A 16,793-nucleotide genomic window follows, 5' to 3' on the forward strand; every position below is an offset into this window, starting at 1 on the left:
CAACACCTCGCAAAAAGGGAGATCTCACGATGAACGTTCCGGTCTGGGTCAACGGGGAACTGATCGATCCCACGCAGGCCAGCGTCTCCGTCTTCGACCACGGGCTGATGGTCGGCGACGGCGTTTTCGAGACCATCAAGTGCGTGAACGGCGAGTCGTTCGCCCTCACCCGGCACCTCGACCGTCTCACGCTCTCCGCCGAGCGCCTCGGCCTGCCCGCGCCCGACGTGGACGCGATCGCCGACGGCATACGGGCGTGCCTGGCGCAGGCGCCACCGTGGCCGCTCGGCCGCATCCGCGTCACCTACACCAGCGGTAGCGGCCCGCTCGGCTCCGACCGGGGCAACCAGGGCACCAGCGCCATCGTGATCGTCGGAGCGCAGGCGCCGTTCCCCGAGACCGCGAGCGTGAGCGTGGTCCCGTGGCCGCGCAACGAGCGTGGGGCGCTGGCCGGGGTGAAGAGCACCTCCTACGGCGACAACGCCAAGGCCCTGGCCTACGCCAAGGAGCGCGGCGGCCAGGAGGCGATCTTCGAGAACCTCGCGGGCGACCTCTGCGAGGGCACCGGCAGCAACATCTTCATCGTCAGGGACGGCCACCTCGTCACCCCGACCCTCGCCTCCGGCTGCCTGGCCGGTGTGACGCGCGCGCTGGTGCTCGAATGGCACGGCGGCGAGGAGGCCGACGTGCCGATCTCCGCCCTGTACGAGGCCGAGGAGGCGTTCCTCACCTCCACGACCCGCGACATCCAGCCGATCAGGCTTGTCGACGACACGGTGCTCGCGACCGCGCCCGGCCCCGTCACCGCCAAGGCGATGCGTGTCTTCGCGGAGCGGAGCGCGGCCGACGTCGACCCGTGATCACTCGGGGTACGACACCTGGGTCTGGGCGTTGAGCTCGTCCACCTTGACGGACTTCGCCGGATCGGTGAGCGGATCGTCGATCGCGATGACGTCCAGGCCCTTGGTGATGTCGCTGGAGTAGATGTAGCCGTTGTAGTAGTACGCCGACCACGAGCCGCCCAGCCTGGGCTCACCGGAGGTGTTCAGCGGGCCCCGGTCGACGTACGCGATCTCCTTGGGGTGGTCGGGGTCGGTGAAGTCGATCACCGAGACCCCGCCCTGGTACCACGCCTGGACCATGATGGTCTTGCCGGGCACCGGGAGCAGCGAGCCGTTGTGCGCCACGCAGTTCTCGGTCTCGGTCTGGTGACGCGGGATCTTGAAGTACCCCCTGCGCTGGAGCTTGCGGTCGCCGGTGATGTCGTACACCGCGTCGGCGCCCCGGGTGGGCCCGGTCTTGGCGTCGCACGTCGGGGCGATGCCGCCGCCCAGCTCGTCGGAGAAGATCACCCTGGTCCCGTCGTTGGTGAACGTCGCCGAGTGCCAGACGGAGAAGTTCTCGGTGTCGGTGATCTCCTGGAGCACCTTGGGCCGCGCTCTGTCGGAGATGTCCATCAGGATGCCGTTCCCGAGGCAGGCTCCGGCGGCCAGATCCTTCTCCGGGTACACCGTGATGTCGTGACATCCGCTGGTCGCTCCCGGCTGGGACTCGTCCTCGCCGTCGGTGAACAGCAGCGGCTGGGCGACGATCTTGGCCTGGGCGGGCGCGTCCACAGGGACCTCGATGATCGCGATGGAGTCGTGGGGCGGCTTGCAGTTCTTGGACTCAGAGTCCGGCCCGAAGGACGAGACGTACAGGTAGACCTTGCCGGCGTCCTTCCCGGGCACCAGCGTGTGGGTGTGCGAACCGCAGGACGTGGCCAGGGACTTCAGGTAGCGCGGGTGGGCCTTGTCGGAGATGTCGAAGATCCGGATGCCCTCCCAGCCCCCGAAGATGTCGCCGCTGCGGCTCTGGCAGGTCTCGTTGTCCCGGGGGTCGTCCACCGACAGGAAGAGCAGGTTCCCGGTGACGGAGATGTCGTTCTGGCCGCCGGGGCAGACCACGCGCGTGACGACCTTGGGCTTGGCCGGGTCGGTGATGTCGTGGATCGTGAAGCCCTCGTAGTTGCCGACGTAGGCGTAGTTCCCCTGGAAGGCGAGGTCGGTGCCCCAGGCATCCTCGCCGTCGAACGGCGCGGACAGCGGGACATTGGCCACGAGCCTGGCGTTGGCGCTGTGCTCCACCCCGCCCGACGCGGAGGCATCGGGGGACGACGAGGCTATCGAGTCCGCGGGGGCGGACGGTGGATCACCGGCACAGCCTCCGAGAAGGAGAACCACGCCCGCCACTGAAGCGAACGCCCCGATCCGCCACGTGCCCACAATGCCCCCTGTTGTCCGGCTGAATTTGGGAATGTGCCCCAGTATGGAAGCTATGGTGATCCGGCGCCGCGCGTGCGAGCTTTTTGTAACGGTTGTGCTGGGATCCGGGCTGGCTTCCGTGCTGACGGGCTGTGCGAGCGACGATCCCCGGCACGGCTCGCCCATCGTGGCGGGCGGCGGCGCCCCGGTGATCATCCCGGGCGCGCCGGGAGACGCGGGACGCAGGGCGACGCCGGGCGAGCGCGTCGGCCGGTCGGAGTCACGGCCGTCCGCCGCCGACGTCCTGTTCACGGAGCGGATGATCCCGCACCACCGGCAGGCGCTGGAGATGGCCGGCCTCGCTCCGTCCAGGACCTCCAACCCCGGCGTCCGGCGCATCTGCGAGCGCATCGCGGTCGGGCAGCGGCCCGAGGTGGGGGTGATGTCGCGGTGGCTGCTGGCGCTCGGCCGGGGGGTCCCCGCGGAGCACCCCGGGCACGAGGCCTCGCCGGGCCCGGACGTGTACGGCATGGCGAGCCTGGGGGAGATGAACCGGTTGCGCTCGTCGCGCGGCGCCGCCTTCGACGCGCTGCTCCTGCGGTTGATGATCAGACATCACGAGGGCGCCGTGAGGATGGCGGGGGAGGAGCTCTCTGGCGGTACCGACCAGATCATGCGGAAGCTGGCCCAGGATGTTGCCTCCGGCCAGCGTGTGGAGATCGACAGAATGCGGAAGCTCATGAAGTGACAAGCGGAGGGGGCCTTCGGGCGCCCGGCCCGGTCTTCGGTCAGGAGCTCCACAGCATGTTCGACAGCTCGTCGTCGAGGTCCATGAAGTCGGTCTCGCGGCCGGCTGCCACCAGGTCGTACGTGCGGTGCAGGAACTCGGTCAGCGGCGGCAGCGGGACCTCGAACAGCGCCTGCCCGAAGGGGGAGGTGAGGCTGATGTTCAGCGTGCGCTCGCCGTCGGCCCGCGCCGGCCACACCTGGACGTCGCCGTCGCCGACCCGCCGCACGATGCCCACGGTCAGCAGTTCGCGGGCGAAGATCCACTCGACCGGCTCGTCGTTCCCCACGTGGAAGGCCATCCTGATGGCGTACGGATCGTCGGCCGTATAGCTCAGGCCTGCCAGCAGGGGGACGGTGGTACGGTCGGGGACCACAAGTCGAAGGCCCAGCTCGGCAGAGACGGTGGCGTTCATCGTCAGCCAAACCTTTCGTCGGTGGGTCCCCTGCTCGGGGCTTGGGTTGCGGTGCTCTGAAGGACTTCGCTCGGAGCTATGTCTGCGAAACGAAGGAACCTCCAGGAGAGATTCCGCTCCTGAGCCCTTCTGTAACGCATATCACAGCGCGACATTTATGCCTCTACCTGGTCAAACATCGCTTAGAGGTGCCTGTTTGCAAGGGTTTTGCGTGTCGTTCCGGTCGTCCTACGGGGCATCTACGGGTGTCTCGGGGTAAAGATCATAAGTGGTGCGATTCGGATGAGTATGGGGCATGACGATGCTATGACAACAGGGCGCCACGCCGCCGGACTCCTGAGAACCTTTCGTGATCGGGTTGTCCCGCCGCTTCGCCAGCACCCCCCGGAGTGAGGTATGGTTTTCCCCGTCGGGCAAGGTCCTCCGAGCGGGGATCCCGGCACAGGAGGGCGATTAGCTCAGCGGGAGAGCGCTTCGTTCACACCGAAGAGGTCACTGGTTCGATCCCAGTATCGCCCACCGGCTCGCAGGCCGCTTCCCTTTGGGGAAGCGGCCTTCTTGATCTTCTGGGTGCGGGTGGGGTTCGCCCGTAGATCGTCGTGACCTCCCCGGAGCGATGAGCGCCCGGCCGCCGATCACTCGCGGGCGGGGCGAGGCTTCCCGGGCCGTCCAAGGATCTCCGAAGCCGCCGTGAGGGGGTTCGACGCCAGTCGGCTCCGGAGTGCGCGAGGTCCCCTGCCCCCCATCGCGCCGCGCCCGCCCCCGTGAACGCGCCGCCGTCGCCCGAGCCTCCCCACACCTGCGCCGTGAAGGCGGACGGGAAAGTTTCACCGGTCATTTTTCCGTGAATTCGTGACATCGCTCGCCCCGCATCGGTAAAAGTGGCAGGTAAATGCGTGGAGGCAGGGAACGGCGAGGGCGTCACGTCGTTATCCGATGACCGATGATCGTGGTGCCACATTGACGTAGGGGTGCGCCTGATCGGATTCTGGGGTGGGCGTCACCGGCCCCTGTCCACTGGCGAACAGGGCCCCGGGACACGCCGAGGTACAGGGACGGGATGCCAGGAAGACCCTGCAAGGGCGCAGGTAGCGCCGCTCTCCGTCCGGCCCGCTGGAGCCTCGGGCATCCGCCCGTCCGGCTTCGTGCCGCGCGGGCCGATGGCGACCGCGCCGTGCTTCGCCGAACGAAAAGAAAGGAGTATTCAGTCTTACCGGACTCCATGGAGGACTGATTTCACTGCGCCCGTCGCCGGCTTGCCCGGTTTTCGGGCCCGCTTCCCAGGAGCGGACGGCTCCCTGAATGCCCCACCCGATTCCAGGGGCGCATTTCATGTCGTCGCGGGCGCCGTAAAGGCGTGAACCCGGCCGGCGACCACCGTTCAACCGGCGGCTCCGATGGCGGTCCCGCACGGCCGTGGATCGGCCCGTGCGGTCGCGACGGGTGCCCGCCATCACGAGACCAAGAGGTGATCTCATGAACGTCGACCGGTTCGGCGGACCGGCACTCTCGCTGTTTCGCGTCGTCACGGGCCTGCTGTTCCTGTGCCACGGGCTGGCGTCGGTCTTCGGCGTCTTCGGCGGCAGCCGTGGCACGGGCCAGCCCATCCCGTTCGGCACCTGGCCCGGATGGTGGGCCGCGCTCATCCAGGTGATCTTCGGCGCGCTCGTCCTCGTCGGGCTCTTCACCCGCGTCGGCGCCCTGCTGTCGTCCGGGTCCATGGCGTACGCGTACTTCGTCGTGCACCAGCCCACGGCCCTGCTGCCCCTCAGCAACGGCGGCGAGCTGGCCGCGCTGTTCTGCTGGTCGTTCTTCCTCGTCGCCGTGCTGGGCCCGGGCACGTGGTCCCTGGACGCCGCGATCGTCCGTCACCGCGCGGGCGGGCTCGGCGCGTACGCACCGGAACCGGCGCGGGCGGGCCTGTAGAGGAGCACCCTGGCCCCGCCGCGCGCCGCGGCGGGGCCGTCGGCCTCGCGGGCACAGGCGGGAACCCGTGGGAACCCGTCGCCTCGCGCGGCCACGGAAGGAGAAGCGGGTCCTCACGCGAAGAAGATCCCAATGGAGGCTTGCGGTCTCCCTTCCGGCCCTTCATCGTGCGTGGGGTGACCTGACAACCGCCACAGAGGAGACGTTCCCCCGTGACCGACGACTCGTCCGCCCTCGGCCCCCGGCCGTCGCCCGTGATCGACACCACGGTGCCCCACTCGGCCCGCATCTGGAACTACTGGCTGGGCGGCAAGGACAACTACCCCGTCGACCGCGCGGCCGGTGACCAATATCGGCAGGTCTTCCCAGGAATCGATGACATCGCCCGCGCCCAGCGGTACTTCCTCGCCCGTGCCGTCCGTTATCTCGCCGGCGAGGCGGGCATCCGCCAGTTCCTCGACGTCGGCACCGGCCTGCCCACCGTCGACAACACCCACGAGGTCGCCCAGGGGGTGGCCCCGGAGTCGCGCATCGTCTACGTCGACAACGACCCCCTCGTGCTGGTGCACGCCCGTGCCCTGCTCACCAGCACTCCCGAGGGCGCCACGAGCTACATCGACGCCGACCTGCGCGAACCCGACAAGATCCTCAAGGCGGCCGAGGCGACGCTGGACCTCACCCGGCCCACCGCGCTGATCCTCATGGGCGTCCTCGGCCACATGTCCGACTACGAGGAGGCGCGCTCGATCGTGCGGTGGCTGATGGACGCTCTGCCGCCCGGCAGCCATCTGGCGATCGCCGACGCCACCAGCACCAGCGAGGCGTTCGAGCAGGCCCAGGACCAGTACAACGAGGGGGGCTCCGTCCCGTACCTCCTGCGCGCCCCCGAGGAGATCGCCCGCTTCTTCGAGGGCCTGGAACTGGTGGAGCCCGGCGTGGTCGAGCTGTCGCGGTGGCGCCCCGACCCCAGCCCGTTCGACACCGCCGTCCCGGTCGACGAGGTGTGCGGCGTCGCGCGTAAACCCTGACCCCTATTCGAGCTCGAACCCCTAGTGGTGACCCGTTTCACGTGCCTGTAAGTTAGATTCCTCATGAACGGGTCAAGAAACCCAAATGGCTAGTCAGGACCGGAGCCGGGATGAGAGGCTTTGGGATGATCGGCAGGTTCGGGTTCTGTATCGGAGAGGGAGCATGAGGGCTTTTCGAGCCGCGGCTGACCTGGAAGACGAGCATATTCTGGATCACCGGCAGGCCGGGCCCACGGTGTTCCGGATGCTCGTCGGAGCGCAGTTGCGCCGGTTGCGCGAGGCGGGCGAGATCACCCGGGCCGCCGCCGGCTACGCGATCCGCGCCTCCGACACCAAGATCAGCCGCCTGGAGCTGGGCCGCACCGGCTTCAAGCCCCGTGACGTGGCCGACCTGCTGACCCTGTACGGCGTGACCGACGAGGCCGAGCGCCAGGCCCTGCTCACCCTGGCCGAGCAGGCCAACACCCCGGGGTGGTGGCAGGTGTACAGCGACGTGGTGCCCTCCTGGTTCGAGGCCTACATCGGGCTGGAGCAGGCGGCCAGCGTCATCCGCTCGTGGGAGGTGCAGTTCGTCCCTGGCCTGTTGCAGACCGAGGACTACGCGCGCACCGTGATCCGCCTCGACCGGGCCGCGACCGACAGCGACGTCGAGCGCCGCGTCGCGCTGCGGATGAGGCGGCAGCGCATCCTCACCAGCCCCGATGCCGTGAAGCTGTGGGCCGTGATCGACGAGGGGGCGCTGCGCAGGCTCGTCGGCGGGGCGGCGACGATGCGCGCCCAGATCGAGCACCTCCTCAAGATGAGCGAGCTGCCGAACGTCACCATCCAGGTGATGCCGTTCAGCTCCGGCGGCCACGCCGCGGGAGGAGGCCCGGTGACCATCCTGCGCCTCGCCGCGCACGAGCTTCCCGACGTGGTGTACCTCGAACAGCTCGTCAGCGCGCTGTATCCCGACAAGCCCGCCGAGATCCTGCACTACTGGGACGTCATGAACAGCCTGAGCGTCCAGGCCGAGCCGCCGGCCGCGACCGTCGCGCGCCTGCGGCGCATGCTCGCCGAGCTCTAGGCCCCCCGCCCCCGCCCGCCGGGGCGGGAGGCGCCCCGCCTACAGGCGGTGGGTGGATTGTGGGTGCCGCGCCCATTTCCGCTTCCCGACACGCGATCTAACTTTGCGTGGACCAAAGGTGTGATGGTCATCACGCCGTCCCGCGCCGGCCCCCGGGCCGTCGCCGACCCCGACGGTGACCCCACCATCACTCCCACTCCCACCGTCACCCCGACCGTGCCGCCCGTGTGCGTGACGGCCGGCAACTACGCCCACACCGCGGCCGGGCGTGCCCACCAGTCCGGCGGCTCGACGTACGCCAACGGCTCCAACGACCCGACGGGGCTGTGGAACACCTTCACCACGGGCAGATCCTCGTCGATTGCCGAACGGAAACCGACGCCATTTCATTTGTCGCCATAAAGGCGAATTGGAAGCCTTTACCTCATGCTGAGGTGGCGCCCTTCATGTAGGGGTACCGACAGTATTGCGGAGCGGAAGCCGTGCTTACGCCCACCCGAAGCGGTGATTCCAGGGTGGGTGTACGGCGCTCGGCGTACCAGCGAAGAGGGGGAGCGCAAGCATGATCAATGACAACCTGTGGACATACCGGCCGGACGTATACGGCCACGCCCAGACCATGGACATCGCCGGCTTCGACGTGGAGGCCGTGGACGGCAAGATCGGGTCGGTCGACGAGGCCAGCGACGTGGTCGGCGAGAGCTACATCGTCGTCGACACCGGGCCGTGGATCTTCGGTAAGAAGGTCGTCCTCCCCGCCCTCGTCGTCACACAGATCAACCAGCCGGACCGCAAGGTCTACGTCGCGCGCACCAAGCAGGAAATCAAGAACGCCCCGGAGTTCGACCAGAAGGCCTACAAAGACGCCGGGTACCGGGCCAGGCTCGCCGGATATTACGGAAATCTCCCTGGGGCCATGTAAGCACCTTCACGCTGATGGGTCGTTCGCGTCGTCGCGGGCGGCCCGTCCTCGCGTGCGGAGTTCGTCAGGTTGTGTAAACCCATGTAGCCAAATATGCGGATTTAACCGAAATATCCCGACAGCTGTTTCGCTGAATGGTGTCGCCGGCGCCCCGGATCGCCGACTGCGAGGAGAGGGACCCTGGGCCGGCGAGACCGGTGATCGGCGACCGGTCTCGCTCGGCCCTCGGGCCCCTCTCCGGCAACACGGACCCGAGACGAGTGGCGATGGCCATCCGGCACGAAAGCCATCGCACCGCTACCGCCTCAGGACTGTCAGGCGCAGTTAACATTGGATGTCTTGGGGCGTCAAGAGGTGCGTGCCCGGGTGTGTTCGCGTACGGAAACCAGCCCGGGGTGGCGAAAGGCTCTCTACCAGCGGATTTACCGAGGAAAACGATCACATCAACACCCTGTGTGGCGGGTCGGCAACATCGGATGTGTCTACATTGTTAAATGATCCGATGTATGGGCAACCTTGGTGTGTCGCGGCCATGTCGAAACGCTTGACGCTTCCGTCCGGACATGCCAAAGTTTCGTCGACAGCGGCGAAAGTTACGTGGCAAACCTTTCGACTTTCCCCACAAGGTGCGGCGGCGCGCTCCTCCCCATCGCGAAGGAATCCGTCATGGACGTGCAACCGCCCACCCCCCGGCTCAAGTCCCCTCCGCCCCTCCACGCACGCCTGTCCCGCGTGATCCTTCGGGCCGCGCTCGCGCTGGCCGTCGCGTTGACGGGCATCCTGTCCGTCCCCGTCGCGGCGTCGGCGGCGCCCCTGACCAAGATCCTCGTCTTCTCCAAGACGGCGGGCTTCCGGCACTCGTCCATCCCGAACGGGATCGCGGCCATCCAGCGGCTCGGCGCCGCAGGCGGGTTCACGGTGGTCGCGACGGAGGACGCCGCGGCGTTCACCACGGCCAACCTCGCGCAGTACCAGGCCGTGGTCTGGCTCTCGACCACCGGCGACGTCCTGAACGCCGCCCAGCAGACCGCGTTCCAGTCCTACATCGCGGCGGGCGGCGGGTACGTGGGCATCCACGCCGCGGCCGACACCGAGTACGACTGGCCCTGGTACGGCGGCCTGGTGGGCGCGTGGTTCAGCTCCCACCCCGCGACCCAGCAGGCCACGGTGCGCGTGGAGGACAGGTCCAACGTCTCCACCTCGCACCTGGCGCCGACCTGGACCCGCACCGACGAGTGGTACAACTACCGGACCAACCCCCGCGCGAACGTCAAGGTGCTGGCGAGCCTCGACGAGACGTCCTACACGGGGGGCACCATGGGCGACCACCCCATCACCTGGTGCCAGAACTACGGCGGCGGCAGGTCCTGGTACACCGGCCTCGGGCACACCGAGGAGTCCTACGCCGACCCGGCCTTCACGACGATGGTGCTCGGCGGCATCCAGGTCGCGGCGGGCGCCAAACCGGCCGACTGCCGGCCCGAGACCGGCTACACCCCGCTGTTCGACGGCACCCAGACGACCTTCGCAAAGTGGCGTCAGGCCGGGCCCGGCGGGTTCACCCTGGCGAACGGCACCCTCACCTCATTCGGCGGCATGGGCCTGCTCTGGTACCCGGTCGGCACCTTCGCCAACTACTCCCTCAAGCTCGACTGGATGATGCCGGGCGACGACAACGGCGGGGTGTTCATCGGCTTCCCCGACCCGCAGGGCGACCCCTGGAAGCCGGTCGACGCGGGGCACGAGATCCAGATCGACGCCACCGACGCCGACCCGACCCGTACGACGGGCAGCGTGTACAGCTTCAAGGCGCCCGACGCGGCGTTGCGCGCCGCCGCGCTCAACCCGCCCGGCTCGTGGAACACCTACGAGATCGGCGTGCACGGGCAGCGCGTCGAGATCTACCTCAACGGCGTCAAGATCAACGACTACACGAGCACCCGCGCCATCGCCAACGGGTACATCGGCGTGCAGAACGACGGGGCCGGCGCGGACATCAACTACCGCAACATCCGGATCAAGCAGGACACCGTCACCGTGACCGACCTGGCACGGGGCCGTCCGACCACGGTGTCCAGCGTCGAGCCCGGCAGCCCGCACGCCGGCGCCAACGCGGTCGACGGCAACGCCGCCACCCGGTGGGGCAGCGCCTACTCGGACCCCCAGTGGATCACGGTGGACCTCGGCGCCACGCGCACGATCAACCGGGTCAAGCTGACCTGGGAGACCGCCTACGGCAAGGCGTACCAGATCCAGACCTCGCCCGACAACGCCACCTGGTCGACGATCTACTCCACCACCACGGGGGACGGCGGCACCGACGACGTGGCGGTCAGCGGGGCCGGCCGCTACGTGCGGATCTACGGAACCCAGCGGGCCACCCAGTGGGGTTACTCCCTGTGGGACCTCAACGTCTACGGCGCCTGAGCAGCCGAAACCCCCGGCCTTCACACCCCCTGGAGTCTTCGTGCCCTCTTCAGCGCGCCTTCGCACGGTCGTCGGCGCCGTCGTGCTCGCCCTCGTCGCGACCGCCACGGCGGGAGCGGCGGGCAGCACCAGCGCCTCCGCCTCCACCCCGTCGTCCCTGTCCGCGTCATCCTCCTCCATCGCCCTCGCCCCGCCCCCGACGAGCGGTTTCGAGAAGGTGAAACTGGACGGCGGCCTGTCGATGGGCGAGCCCATCGAGCTGTCGGTGCTGCCCGACGGCAAGGTCCTGTACATCAACCGAGGCTCCACCTCCGGCGGCGGCCAGGTGCGCCTGTACAACCCGGCGACCAAGGCCACCACGGTCGCCCTGACGCTCCAGCTCGACGCCCGGTTCGAGGACGGGCTCATCGGTATCACCCCGCACCCGCGGTTCGCCACCAACCACTGGGTGTTCCTCTTCTACTCGCCGAAGGTGACCCCGCTGGTCAACCGGATCTCCCGGTTCACCTTCAACACCTCGGCCAACGTCCTCGACCCGGCCAGCGAAGACATGATCATCGAGTGGCCGACCGAGCGTGACCTGTGCTGCCACTCGGCCGGGTCGATGACGTGGGACTCGAACGACAACCTGTACTTCGCCGTCGGGGACAACACCAACTCCGGAGGCGACTCGGCCGGCATGGCGCCGATCGACGAGCGGACCAGCCGCAACCCCCAGTACGACGCCCAGCGCACGTCGGGCAACACCAACGACCTCCGGGGCAAGATCAACCGGATCCACCCGGAGAGCGACGGCACCTATACCGTCCCGGCCGGCAACCTGTTCCCCCCGGGCACCGCTCAGACCCGGCCCGAGATCTACATCATGGGCACCCGCAACCCCTACCGGATCTGGGTCGACAAGCAGGCGGCCAACACCCTCTACTGGGGCGAGGTCGGACCGGACGCCGGAGCCACCATCGCCAACCGGGGTCCGGCGGCCTACGACGAGTTCAACCGCGCCACCGGCCCGGGCAACTATGGCTGGCCGTACTGCGGTGGGCCGAACGTCGCCTACAACGACTGGGACTTCGCGGCCAACGCCCCCCGCGGCTGGTTCCCCTGCGGGGGCACGGCGGGGCCGGTGAACAACTCGCCGCGCAACACCGGCCTGCAGCAGCTCCCCGCGACCAAGCCCGCGCTGGTCTGGGAGCAGCACGGCGGCAGCAAGGAATGGCCCGCACTGGACAACCCGGGCGGCTGCGGATCGCCCAACCACACCGAGGTCTACCACTACAACGCGAGCCTCAACTCGCCCTACAAGTGGCCCGCCTACTACGACAACAAGTGGCTGATCTCGGAGTACTGCCGTAACTGGATCAAGGAAGTGCAGTTCGGCAACGGCAACCCCTCCACAGGGACCCCGACCGTCATCGAGCCGGTCCTGGCGGGCATGAGCCTCGTCCACCCGATCGACATGGAGTTCGGCCCCGACGGCTCGCTGTATCTGCTGGAGTACGGCAGCGGCTACTTCTCCGGCGCGGCGGACGCGGGCCTGTACAAGATCAACTATGTCCAGGGAGGCCGCTCGCCGATCGCGGTGGCCTCGGTCGACAAGGACAACGGCCTGGCCCCGCTCTCGGTCACCTTCTCAAGCGCCGGCAGCTCCGACCCCGACGGCGACCCGCTCACCTACGCCTGGGACTTCGACAACAACGGGACCACCGACGCGACGGCCGCCAACCCCTCCTACACCTACACCACCAACGGCGACAAGCGGGCCCGGCTGACGGTCAACGACGGCACCGGCCACACCGGTACGGTGCTGGTCCCCGTCGTGGTGGGCAACAACCGCCCGACCCTGTCGCTGTCGGGCCTTCCCGCCGGAGGCACCTACGGCTGGGGCGACGACCTGACCGCCACCGCGGGCGCCACCGACCCCCAGGACGGCGCCGTGCCCTGCGCGAGCGTCGTCGTCCGGGCCGCCCTCGGGCACCAGGAGCACGCCCACGAGGAGGGTCAGGGCACCGGCTGCGGGTTCACCGTGAACACCGGCCCCATCCACGCCGGGCTCGACGCGGTCCAGTTCTTCGTCCTGCGCTCCTCCTACACCGACAAGGGCGCGCCCGGCACCGTGCCCCTCACGGGGGAGAAGGAGATCACGCTCTGGCCCAAGCAGTGGCAGGCCGAGCACTACGTCCAGCTCAACGGCCCCAAGGTCATCGACCAGGCCGCGGCCGAGGGCGGCAAGCGGCTCGGGGACATCCAGAGCGGCGAGTGGGTCAAGCACCACGCCGTCAGCCTGAAGGGCATCACCGGGATCAAGGCGCGGGTCTCCTCGGCCAACGCGGGCGGCACCCTGTCGTTCCGCTTCGACTCGCCGACCGGCCCGGAGGTCGCGCGCGTCGCGGTGGCCGGCACCGGTGGCTGGGACAACTACGTGGAGCTCACCGCCCCCGTCACCAAGCCCGACGACGGCACGCACGACCTCTACATCGTGTTCAGCGGGGTCAACACCGGCACCACCGCCCTGTACGACATCGACAGCTACACCTTCACCGGTCCCGGTGTGAGCACGCCTCCCACCGGCACCGGTGACCTCGCGCGCGGCCGTCCCACCATCGTGTCCAGTGTGGAGGACGGCAACGTGCTGGTCGGCGCGAACGCGGTGGACGGCGACGCGGCGACCCGCTGGGGCAGCGCGTACACCGATCCGCAGTGGATCACGGTGGACCTGGGCGCCTCGCACCCGATCAACCGGGTCAGGCTGAACTGGGAGGCCGCCTACGCGCGGGCCTACCAGGTCCAGACCTCGCCGGACAACGTGGCCTGGACGACGGTCTTCTCCACCACCAGCGGTGACGGGGGCGTCGACGACCTCACCGTCACCGGCACGGGGCGCTACGTGCGCGTGTACGGCACCCAGCGGGGGCTGCCACCGTACGGCTACTCCCTGTGGGATCTGAACGTGTACGGCACCTGACCCGCGGGTCCGGATGACGCCCCGACCGGGCGCGACGCGGCCTTTCCGGCCGGATCGCGCCCGATTCGGGCATAAAAGACAAATCAGACGATCGGCCATCATTTTGCACAGCTCACCGTGATCTCGCTCCCCGCATGGGTATGGCGACATTGATCCGTTCCGCAAAGGAAATCGGAAGGCGGTGAGGTCATGACCAGACCGACCGGCCTGGAGGCGCATCCCGACATTGTCGCGATGCGGGCCAAGTACGAGCGTGCGGGCTCCAGCACGGCCGCACAGGTAATCGATGGGCTGACGCTTCTCGCAGGGCTCTACCTTGCGATATCGCCATGGGTGGTGGGGTTCAACGGCCTGTCCCGGCTCTCGGTGAGCAACATGGTCACCGGGCTGGCGCTGGCCGCTCTCGCCCTGGGGTTCGCGTCGGCCTTCGGCCGGACCTACGGGCTGACGTGGATCGTACCGATCCTGGGAGTCTGGACGATCCTGTCACCCTGGATCATTCGATCGCACACGACCGGGTCGATCTGGAACAACGTCGTCACCGGCATCGTCATCCTGCTGCTCGGGCTGGGGGCCATGGCGGTGGGGACCCGGAAGATGCCCACGAGGTAGTGAGGGGGCGGCCTCAGGGTGTGGCGGTGTGCCCGCCACACCCGCTGTGTGAGCAGGTCCGCCACCCTTCGGGGGCGACCGTCCTGTTTGCGGCGTGCAGCGCGGGTAGGGACCCGGCGTGACGGTGGAACTGCCGCGTGAAGGAGAGGTGTGGATCTGCCGTTCCCGCCACCCACGGTGGCGTGGAGCGGGCGGTCATCGCCCCGCTCAGCCGTTCACAGCCGCTCCCGTCCGGCGCTGAACCGCCGGGGCCGGGGGAAGAAAGGGGAAACGCCATGACCGACCTGAAGGAAGCCCGGGACATGACCAACCCGTACGCCTCCCTCTCGACCGCCGAGCTGATCAGGCACCTGTCGGAGGAGGTGTCCCGGCTCGTCCGGGACGAGATCCGGCTGGGGACCCTGGAGCTCACGCGCAAGGGCAAGAGAGCCGGAAGGGGCGCCGGACTGTTCGGCGGCGCGGGGGTCGTCGCCCTGTACGGCGGCGGCGCGCTGGTCGCCGCGGTGATCCTGCTGATCGCCCAGGTGCTCACGGCGTGGATCGCCGCCGTGATCGTGGGTGTGGCGCTGCTGATCGTCGCGGCCGTTCTCGCGTTGACCGGCAAGAGCCAGGTCTCCAAGGCCACGCCTCCGCTCCCCCAAGAGGCCATCCAGGGCTTCAAGGCCGACGTCGACGCCGTGAAGGAGGGTGCGCACCGATGACCGAGACCGATCCCATCGGGGCGCCGGAACGGCCCACCGCCGGTGAGGTGGGCATGCACCGGCAGGAGCCGGGAACGGCCACCCCCGAGTCCGCGGGGCCGTCGCTGAACGTGCCCGAAGTCCACGCGCCACCGAAGCCGTACGTCAAACCCGTGGTCAGCCACGGCAGGGGCGACCCGCTCGCCGGTCTGTCCGAGACATCCCTCCGGGCACGCCCGGAGGTCCCGCGTGAAAGGAAGCACGAGATGCGCGTATCGGAGGAGGACCGGCTGCGGGACGAGATCGTCCGTACCCGCGAGGACCTCGGCCGCACGGTCGAGGCGCTGGCGCAGAAGGTCGACGTGAAGGCGCGGGCGCAGCAGAAGATGGCGGAGACGAAGGTCGTCGCCAGGGAGAAGGCCTCCGCGATGGCGGGCAGGCTCCGCGAGGTCACCTCGCACTCGGGGAGGGACGGCCGCACCGGGGCGGTCCCCGGCTCGACCGGCGCGCTGAGGGGCGCGGCGGACGGGATCTCCCGCCGCCCGGCCGTCCTCATCGCGGTGGGAGCGGCGACCATGGCCGGGGCCGGGCTGCTGCGCCTGGCCGAGAGGCGCGCCGGTTCCCGCCACCGGTCCTGAGGGCCGCGGGGGAACCGATCCGGCGTCCCGGCCCCCAAGTCTTACCGGGGGCCGGGACGCCGATCGTCCGGGGGTGTGACGGCCGGTTGACCCTGCTGGAGCCGATCGAACGGGAAACAGCCGGTCATTGTGGTCAGGTCGCGGTTGTGGTGAGAGGCGGCCCGGGGCACATGCTCCGGTGTACCGCCCTGCCACGACACGTCCTACGAGGTGAACCACATGCCGCTTCACCCCAATATCGACCCCGAGCTCGCCGAGGGTCTCCGGCACGCCTTCCTCCCGCCCGTCGACTTCGCCCGCATGTCACCGGCTGATCTGCCGGGCCTGCGCCGCCAGATGGGCGCCGCGTTCGCCGCCATGCCGCCCTTCGCCGCGCCGGGGCTTTCCGTGGAGGACCGGATGGCGCCGGGACCGGACGGCGACCCCGACATCAGGGTGCGCGTCTACCGCCCCGAGGAGCGGCGCGGCCCGCTGCCCTGCCTGTACTGGATGCACGGCGGGGGGATGATCCTCGGCCTGGTGGAGATGGACGACGCGCGGATGGCGGGCTACGTGCGGGACGTGGGCTGCGCGGTGGTGTCGGTCGAGTACCGGCTGGCCCCCGAGCACCCGCACCCGGCGCCCGTCGAGGACTGCTACGCCGGCCTGGTGTGGGCGGTCAAGAACGCCGAGGAACTGGGCATCGACCCCGAACGCGTCGCCGTGGGCGGGGCGAGCGCGGGAGGCGGGCTCGCGGCGGGCACCGTCCTGATGGCACGCGACAGGGGAGGCCCGGCGGTCGCGTTCCAGCTCCTGAGCTCTCCCATGCTCGACGACCGGGGCACCACCCCCTCCAGCCGCGAGTTCGCCGAGGCGGTGGCGTGGAACCGCGCCGCCAACGTGTTCGGATGGACGGCCCTGCTCGGGGACTCGGTCGGCACCGCCGGCGTGTCGCCGTACGCCGCGCCGGCCAGGGCCGCCGACCTGTCGGGACTCCCGCCCGCCTACATCGATGCTGGCGGATGGCGGGGAGCCCGGCGTGCAGCGCCGCGGCGACCATGTGACCGGCCATGTCGCTGGTGATCACGGCGTGGCGTGGCCGGGGAGC

Annotated in this window: 15 protein-coding genes and 1 tRNA gene; 14 read left to right on the plus strand and 2 right to left on the minus strand. The window is 69.3% G+C overall.

The features are described from left to right. The first annotated feature begins 29 nt into the window (after positions 1-29). Positions 30-860 (plus strand): aminotransferase class IV, encoded by an 831-nt coding sequence (locus tag AB0B89_RS15095; protein WP_358552556.1) that lies wholly within the window; start codon positions 30-32, stop codon positions 858-860. Here the strand turns inward: AB0B89_RS15095 and AB0B89_RS15100 are convergent, their stop codons facing one another. Further along, complete coding sequence (locus AB0B89_RS15100; protein ID WP_358552558.1) at positions 861-2,222, minus strand: hypothetical protein; 1,362 nt, start codon at positions 2,220-2,222, stop codon at positions 861-863. Positions 2,223-2,382: 160 nt separating this feature from the next. Here AB0B89_RS15100 and AB0B89_RS15105 point away from each other — a divergent pair, with 160 nt between their 5' ends. After that, positions 2,383-2,991, plus strand: a complete 609-nt coding sequence (locus AB0B89_RS15105; RefSeq protein ID WP_358552560.1) for a DUF305 domain-containing protein — start codon at positions 2,383-2,385, stop codon at positions 2,989-2,991. A gap of 40 nt (positions 2,992-3,031) precedes the next feature. On the opposite strand, the gene AB0B89_RS15110 is transcribed toward AB0B89_RS15105, so the two are convergent. Continuing rightward, a complete protein-coding gene (locus AB0B89_RS15110) occupies positions 3,032-3,445 on the minus strand; it encodes an SsgA family sporulation/cell division regulator (protein ID WP_358552562.1) in 414 nt (137 codons plus the stop codon). Positions 3,446-3,892: 447 nt separating this feature from the next. Between AB0B89_RS15110 and AB0B89_RS15115 the strand changes: the two genes are divergently transcribed. The 12 genes from AB0B89_RS15115 to AB0B89_RS15170 all read left to right on the plus strand — a co-directional run bounded on the left by AB0B89_RS15115 (position 3,893) and on the right by AB0B89_RS15170 (position 16,768). After that, positions 3,893-3,964: transfer RNA gene (locus tag AB0B89_RS15115), tRNA-Val, on the plus strand. Positions 3,965-4,921: 957 nt separating this feature from the next. Beyond that, complete coding sequence (locus tag AB0B89_RS15120) at positions 4,922-5,371, plus strand: DoxX family protein (protein ID WP_358552564.1); 450 nt, start codon at positions 4,922-4,924, stop codon at positions 5,369-5,371. 212 nt (positions 5,372-5,583) lie between these two features. Next, entirely contained in the window at positions 5,584-6,399 is an 816-nt protein-coding gene (locus tag AB0B89_RS15125; protein ID WP_358552566.1) for an SAM-dependent methyltransferase, read from the plus strand. 163 nt (positions 6,400-6,562) lie between these two features. Beyond that, positions 6,563-7,465, plus strand: a complete 903-nt coding sequence (locus AB0B89_RS15130) for a helix-turn-helix transcriptional regulator (protein WP_358552568.1) — start codon at positions 6,563-6,565, stop codon at positions 7,463-7,465. Between the two features lie 123 nt (positions 7,466-7,588). Next, the gene (locus tag AB0B89_RS15135) at positions 7,589-7,867 is read left to right on the plus strand and encodes a hypothetical protein (protein ID WP_358552570.1); all 279 of its coding nucleotides are present in this window, start codon (positions 7,589-7,591) and stop codon (positions 7,865-7,867) included. Positions 7,868-8,027: 160 nt separating this feature from the next. Further along, positions 8,028-8,387: a PRC-barrel domain containing protein gene (locus AB0B89_RS15140; protein ID WP_358552572.1), complete on the plus strand. Its 360-nt coding sequence runs from the start codon at positions 8,028-8,030 to the stop codon at positions 8,385-8,387. A 666-nt stretch (positions 8,388-9,053) separates the two neighbouring features. Beyond that, positions 9,054-10,814 carry a ThuA domain-containing protein gene (locus AB0B89_RS15145; RefSeq protein WP_358552574.1) on the plus strand — a complete coding sequence of 587 codons (1,761 nt, stop codon included), beginning with the start codon at positions 9,054-9,056 and terminating at the stop codon, positions 10,812-10,814. 40 nt (positions 10,815-10,854) lie between these two features. After that, positions 10,855-13,776 carry a carbohydrate-binding protein gene (locus AB0B89_RS15150; protein ID WP_358552576.1) on the plus strand — a complete coding sequence of 974 codons (2,922 nt, stop codon included), beginning with the start codon at positions 10,855-10,857 and terminating at the stop codon, positions 13,774-13,776. Between the two features lie 189 nt (positions 13,777-13,965). Then, positions 13,966-14,388 (plus strand): SPW repeat protein, encoded by a 423-nt coding sequence (locus AB0B89_RS15155; protein WP_358552578.1) that lies wholly within the window; start codon positions 13,966-13,968, stop codon positions 14,386-14,388. 275 nt (positions 14,389-14,663) lie between these two features. After that, complete coding sequence (locus tag AB0B89_RS15160) at positions 14,664-15,089, plus strand: phage holin family protein (protein WP_358552580.1); 426 nt, start codon at positions 14,664-14,666, stop codon at positions 15,087-15,089. Continuing rightward, positions 15,086-15,706, plus strand: coding sequence for a DUF3618 domain-containing protein (locus AB0B89_RS15165; protein WP_358552582.1), 621 nt, complete (start codon positions 15,086-15,088; stop codon positions 15,704-15,706). The genes AB0B89_RS15160 and AB0B89_RS15165 overlap by 4 nt, the downstream gene beginning before the upstream one ends. 219 nt (positions 15,707-15,925) lie before the next feature. After that, positions 15,926-16,768 (plus strand): alpha/beta hydrolase fold domain-containing protein, encoded by an 843-nt coding sequence (locus tag AB0B89_RS15170; RefSeq protein WP_358552584.1) that lies wholly within the window; start codon positions 15,926-15,928, stop codon positions 16,766-16,768. The last annotated feature ends 25 nt before the right edge of the window (positions 16,769-16,793 follow it).

It is taken from the genome of Sphaerisporangium sp. NPDC049002 (assembly GCF_040649355.1).
Classification (GTDB): domain Bacteria; phylum Actinomycetota; class Actinomycetes; order Streptosporangiales; family Streptosporangiaceae; genus Sphaerisporangium.

Bases quoted from the DNA above. Each gene is read 5' to 3' on its own strand.
- AB0B89_RS15095 (WP_358552556.1), top strand. From the start codon at position 30: ATGAACGTTCCGGTCTGGGTCAACGGGGAACTGATCGATCCCACGCAG.
- AB0B89_RS15110 (WP_358552562.1), bottom strand. From the start codon at position 3,445: ATGAACGCCACCGTCTCTGCCGAGCTGGGCCTTCGACTTGTGGTCCCC.
- AB0B89_RS15120 (WP_358552564.1), top strand. From the start codon at position 4,922: ATGAACGTCGACCGGTTCGGCGGACCGGCACTCTCGCTGTTTCGCGTC.
- AB0B89_RS15130 (WP_358552568.1), top strand. From the start codon at position 6,563: ATGAGGGCTTTTCGAGCCGCGGCTGACCTGGAAGACGAGCATATTCTG.
- AB0B89_RS15135 (WP_358552570.1), top strand. From the start codon at position 7,589: ATGGTCATCACGCCGTCCCGCGCCGGCCCCCGGGCCGTCGCCGACCCC.
- AB0B89_RS15140 (WP_358552572.1), top strand. From the start codon at position 8,028: ATGATCAATGACAACCTGTGGACATACCGGCCGGACGTATACGGCCAC.
- AB0B89_RS15145 (WP_358552574.1), top strand. From the start codon at position 9,054: ATGGACGTGCAACCGCCCACCCCCCGGCTCAAGTCCCCTCCGCCCCTC.
- AB0B89_RS15155 (WP_358552578.1), top strand. From the start codon at position 13,966: ATGACCAGACCGACCGGCCTGGAGGCGCATCCCGACATTGTCGCGATG.
- AB0B89_RS15160 (WP_358552580.1), top strand. From the start codon at position 14,664: ATGACCGACCTGAAGGAAGCCCGGGACATGACCAACCCGTACGCCTCC.
- AB0B89_RS15165 (WP_358552582.1), top strand. From the start codon at position 15,086: ATGACCGAGACCGATCCCATCGGGGCGCCGGAACGGCCCACCGCCGGT.
- AB0B89_RS15170 (WP_358552584.1), top strand. From the start codon at position 15,926: ATGCCGCTTCACCCCAATATCGACCCCGAGCTCGCCGAGGGTCTCCGG.